The sequence below is a fragment of the Cupriavidus sp. CuC1 genome (genome assembly GCF_044627735.1).
Classification (GTDB): Bacteria; Pseudomonadota; Gammaproteobacteria; order Burkholderiales; family Burkholderiaceae; genus Cupriavidus; species Cupriavidus ulmosensis.
The window spans coordinates 1-3,909 of the sequence record NZ_JBIUHC010000311.1 but is presented as its reverse complement, the minus strand read 5'-3'; the positions used below and the strand labels follow the sequence as shown (position 1 = coordinate 3,909).

Annotated in this window: 4 protein-coding genes; 3 read left to right on the top strand and 1 reads right to left on the bottom strand. The window is 59.2% G+C overall.

Going from position 1 to position 3,909, the window contains the following annotated elements; translation table 11 throughout:
- Nucleotides 1-275: 275 nt before the first annotated feature.
- Nucleotides 276-992, top strand: a complete 717-nt coding sequence (locus ACGLHR_RS50880) for a UPF0149 family protein (protein WP_156177358.1) — start codon at nucleotides 276-278, stop codon at nucleotides 990-992.
- A gap of 48 nt (nucleotides 993-1,040) precedes the next feature.
- Here the strand turns inward: ACGLHR_RS50880 and ACGLHR_RS50875 are convergent, their stop codons facing one another.
- Entirely contained in the window at nucleotides 1,041-1,364 is a 324-nt protein-coding gene (locus tag ACGLHR_RS50875; RefSeq protein ID WP_400103614.1) for an H-NS histone family protein, read from the bottom strand.
- A 567-nt stretch (nucleotides 1,365-1,931) separates the two neighbouring features.
- On the opposite strand from ACGLHR_RS50875, the gene ACGLHR_RS50870 reads away from it, so the two are divergent.
- A complete protein-coding gene (locus ACGLHR_RS50870; RefSeq protein WP_400103612.1) occupies nucleotides 1,932-2,306 on the top strand; it encodes a PHA-granule associated protein 4 in 375 nt (124 codons plus the stop codon).
- A gap of 180 nt (nucleotides 2,307-2,486) precedes the next feature.
- Nucleotides 2,487-3,359 carry a hypothetical protein gene (locus tag ACGLHR_RS50865; RefSeq protein ID WP_400103610.1) on the top strand — a complete coding sequence of 291 codons (873 nt, stop codon included), beginning with the start codon at nucleotides 2,487-2,489 and terminating at the stop codon, nucleotides 3,357-3,359.
- Nucleotides 3,360-3,909 lie beyond the last annotated feature (550 nt).

Genomic DNA, 3,909 nt, shown 5'->3' with positions numbered 1-3,909 from the left:
GTGTCCACTAAAAATAGTGGACACATCCTGCACCGTTTCAGCCTTGTACTCTATGTGCGCTAAATTTCGCGCTTACGAATTACAGCAATGGTATCAGGAGCAGGCGGCGCTGCAGCAGATAGCCGACGTAGCCCCACCCGCGGCGCCATAGGCGGGCGTGGCTAACGAGATACGCCAGCAGGCAACCCCATCCGCTGACGTCGGCAGCGTAAAATGCACCCCTTTTACCCCGCCAAATACGTATCATGCCGACCTCGCTCTCGGACACCCTCCGAATGATGGCTCCCCTGTCCGACGAGGAACTGGACGAGCTCGACCAGTTCCTCATCTCCGATGCGACGTCGGATACCACACTGATGCTCGCGGGGCTAGATGGATATTTGACCGCCACCGCCATAGGGCCGACGACCCTGCTGCCAAGCCAGGTGCTGCCGGGCATATGGGGGCCGGAAAAGGAAGATGCGCCGCATTTCAAGACGAAGGATCAGGCACAGCGCATCTCTGACTTGATCCTACGGCATTTCAACGGCATCGTCTGGTCTCTGGAGAACGATCCGGACGTTTTCGAACCGATGTTCGATACCATGACCTGCCCGGACGATACACGAGAGCACATTGACGGTGAATCGTGGGCACACGGCTTTATGCAGGGCATTGCGCTGCGCAAACAGGACTGGCAGCAGCTATTCGACGATGCCCGCGGGCAGGAATGGCTGCGCCCGCTGTACTTGCTCGGCGCGGACGAGGTCACGCCCGAGGAGGAGGCGCTGACTCGCTGGCCGGATCAACGTGAAGAGCTGGCGAAACAGATCCCGACGAGCACTGCCGCCATCTATCGCTACTGGCTCCCATACCGGAAGGCCGTTCATGAACGGCAGCTCGCGACCACGATTCAACGCTCGTCGCCGAAAATCGGTCGCAACGACCCGTGCCCCTGCGGTAGCGGCATGAAGTTCAAAAAGTGTTGCGGGGCCGCGGCGGCGTTACATTGAACCTCAGGAACGGCGCGCAACACCATCTTGGGGCTGCGCTAGAACGGCTCATGCATCTGGAATCAGAAACTTGTCGCGATTCTTGCCCAGCCACGCCGGTGCCCGACCACGGCCGGTCCAGGTGACCCCAGTCTTGGGGTCCATGTACTTTGGCGGCAGCGAGGTCTTCTCCTTCGCCGCAGCTTCAGGCTTGTCACTAGCCGCCGGGCGTCCACGACGTCGTTTCGGCGCCAAGTCATCGACTGTGAGTTCGTACTCTGCCATCATCGCCTGGATTTTCTCAATGACGCCAGCGACCTCGCTTTGACGAACCTCGGCAAGCTGGGTTTCCAGCTTTTCCTTTTCTGCTAGCAATTGTTTGTAGGTAGCCATCTCGATCTCCGTCTATAAATAGCAGTTCGATTATCCTACAGCACTTCGCCATATTTTCACTAACTCTGTGAATCTAGCCCGCCCGGATGATCTTAGCCGAAACAGAGATAGCTTCTGTGAATACAACCAACCCTCCCGGCCTATTCTTCCCCGTCAGGAAAGGCGCGATAGCAACTGAGTGGGTGAATTCAGCGCGAGTTACCATGTGCAGAATGAGGTACGCACGAACAAGTTCTTCGCCGATGCTTGGCTGCCCCGAGCTGAATTTGCCGAACATGAAGCCTGCAAGGGCTCCGGCTATGACCGTGGCACCGGGGGGGGGGGGGGGAATTGCCCAATGCCACCGCCATGGCTGGCATCCCACAAGCTGAATGAAGTGTGTTCTGAAAGAGCGGCGACATCGCAACTCCCTCCCCTTGCCCACCTGGTCTGCCCCCACATTCCACAGCCCCTGCGGATGTCAATCGTCGGAAAGGGCTATCGGGCTCGATGCTCCGCCGGCGATTACAATACTGTGGGAGCACAGGGTGTTGCCCAAATGCGCCAAGAATGTGAGTGGAGAAGTCAATGGCGACAGCACGAGCTGGCACCAAAGGGGAGGCATTAAGACTCCTGGGGACAGAAGGCGTGACGGTGGTGGAACTGGACTATGAGGCCGGCTGGCAGGACGCGATTGAACTTGGTCGGCTCGGCCAGAAGGCAGGGATCCGCGTGGAATATCGCGGGCAAGAGAACATCGCAGTCAAATCGCCGACGGCATTGGTCACCGGTCTGATGCGGCCAAAAGCGACCTTCCGGCAGCGAAACCTCTATTGTCAATTTGATCTGACCGAGCTGCCTGCAGCTGAGTTGGAGAGCCTCGAGGCAAAGGCATCCAAGCTGGGCGACTATATTCTCGCCGGGCGCTTGATGCGGGAAGTGGATTCAGTATGGACAGAGTAAGCACTTCCCCCCTGGCATCCCATTGGCGACTCCAGCGCGTATCCACCCATCGGCCGCGCTGGCAAGGTTTCCGCCTGGTCGCCGCGGATGCGGCCACTCCCCACCTGCTCCTGAGCGAGCCAGATGGATTAGAATCCCTCCTCATGCCTTGAACGGTCACATTATTCTGGGTTGAAGTCGATGCAACTCGATATCTTTGCTCACAGCCGCGATGTGATGCTACGCAATGATGTTGCCGACGCCCTGCAGCGCCGCGATGCGGTGGCTGCGCGTGGTGCGTTGCAGCTATTGCTCAGCGAGTGTCCTTCCGACGATCTGCTCCCTGCCCTTAGTACGCTGACTCGGGCCCTCGAGGATCAAAGGCCAGAGCGTTTTAGCGACCACGACGCACTGCGACGTGCGCAAGGCGAGATCACCTGCGAGGTCATGCCGGCTGCTGCCCGCGTGTTTGGTGATACTGCCGGCAGCGCATGGCTCGCGCCGTTTTGGCGAGCGCTCGCGCACGCAGCTGAGCACTTGCCGTTGTGCCGCAACGAGCACGATGCCCATGCAGCGCCCTTGTGGATCAAGGTCGGGGACTGGGTCGCGGCACAAGAAGCCGTCGCACGTATTGCATCGTGGCGCCGCATTCCAACGACGCTTTGCTGGATGGCAGAGGCGCAATATCACCAGCACGGACTGGAAGCCATCTGGCCGCTGTTGGCCGAGCTCGCGTGGCTTTCGGCAAGCCGTCTTGACGGACTGATGCACCGCCTAAAGGACTCCTGTCTGACTACGCTGCGCAAGACGTTCGACGCTCGCTTCGAGGGCGATGGTGCCGTCGAGGATCTGGTGTGGTTTCCCGCCTGGGCGTTGATCGAGAAGCCTGGCCTAGCGAACCTACTGCGTCAGACGCAGCAATCAACTCAAAGCTCGCCTGAGCGTGCGATGCGCGTGCTGCTCGAACTGCTGAACTTGGAGCGGCACGGTCGCCACCACGAGCTAGTTGAACGGCGCAAGGAATTGCGCGGTTTGCAGCCGGCGCTGTTTGCCGCCTACATGAGCACCCGATAGGGTTGTGTCGCAGAAAGGGCGAGTCATCTGCCGAAGTTGGCAATGGCCGTATTGGTTACGCTGCCGGACTGGACGACGTTCGCCACGCGAGATGGCGCGGGTTTCGCCGCCGCTTGCGCCGAAACCCGCAGCACCGATTGCACCGCGCCGGCGCGCCAGCTTGGGATGGGCGTCCCGTGCAGGCGGAAGGCCTTAACGGCCCGCGCTTCACTTCTCCACGTCGGCCCCTGGCAGGTGCTCCGGGTTGCCAAACCCCGCTTTGAAGTTGGGGCAGGAATTTTGGCGATTAATTGCATTTTGATAATCAGAGAAAGGCCACGTCAGGAGTGGCGATGAATTGTTTTTTTCGCGTATTGACAAGGCTGCCCGTTGCCTGGGCGGAACGGGCAAGGTAGCAGGCGGTGCTCGCAAACCAGAGAAATGTCCGGGCCGCCGCATACGCAACTGGGCGATCAGTAGATCAGACTGCGACTTCTATTGAGTTTTACAAAAAACATGACAACCGATTCTATGCTGGTGCGTTTTATCTCGAACAAGTTGATTGGAGATA